Origin of the sequence: Mycobacterium sp. E136 (assembly GCF_001666865.1) — a bacterium.
Classification (GTDB): domain Bacteria; phylum Actinomycetota; class Actinomycetes; order Mycobacteriales; family Mycobacteriaceae; genus Mycobacterium.
In genome coordinates this window covers 1-613 of the sequence record NZ_LZJE01000374.1, presented here as the reverse complement: position 1 = coordinate 613, position 613 = coordinate 1, and the positions used below count along the sequence as shown (strand labels likewise).

General features: G+C 64.1%; 1 protein-coding gene. It reads right to left on the bottom strand.

All coding sequences use genetic code 11. The features are described from left to right. Positions 1-588, bottom strand: a 588-nt coding sequence (locus A5698_RS28255) for a helix-turn-helix domain-containing protein (RefSeq protein WP_156670893.1), incomplete at its 3' end; no start/stop codon positions are given. Positions 589-613 lie beyond the last annotated feature (25 nt).

Genomic DNA, 613 nt, shown 5'->3' with positions numbered 1-613 from the left:
CTGCTCAAGATTCGACCGGAGCCGACACTCATCCAATGCCTGCTGGGCTGTCTTCAACGACGTGAAAGGCTGAGCCGTGGATAGGAACTCGGCTCGCAGGCATCGGTGGAAGCGTTCGATCTTGCCGGTAGTGGTCGGACTGCGAGGCTGGGTCAACAGATGCTCGATGCCGCGCTCTCGGCAGATCGCGTCGAAACGCACCTCGGTCGGGGGATGGTTGAACCGGCCGGTGAACATCATTTGGGCGCGCACCAAGGCGCGATAGACCGCCGACTCCGAGGGCACCGGAGTGATGTGGCGTCTGGTCAGTTCGAACACCAACCGCCGCGGCCCCCAATACGGGCGCGACCGGCGCAGCTCCAACACCGCTGCCTCCACCGCCGCGCTCATCTGGTGCGGACACGACGCCGGCCGATGCGACCGATCAACCAAGCCCTCCAGGCCCTCGGCCTCATAGCGGGCCAGCCAGGTGTGCAGCGTCTGCCGCGACACCCCCACTTTCGAGGCGACCTGCGAAATCGACAACCCATCGCTGATCACCGCCAATACAGCCTGATACCGCTGCTCAGCCACGCTCAACTCCCTCATCCAGGGAGTGTCAAGGATCAACCGA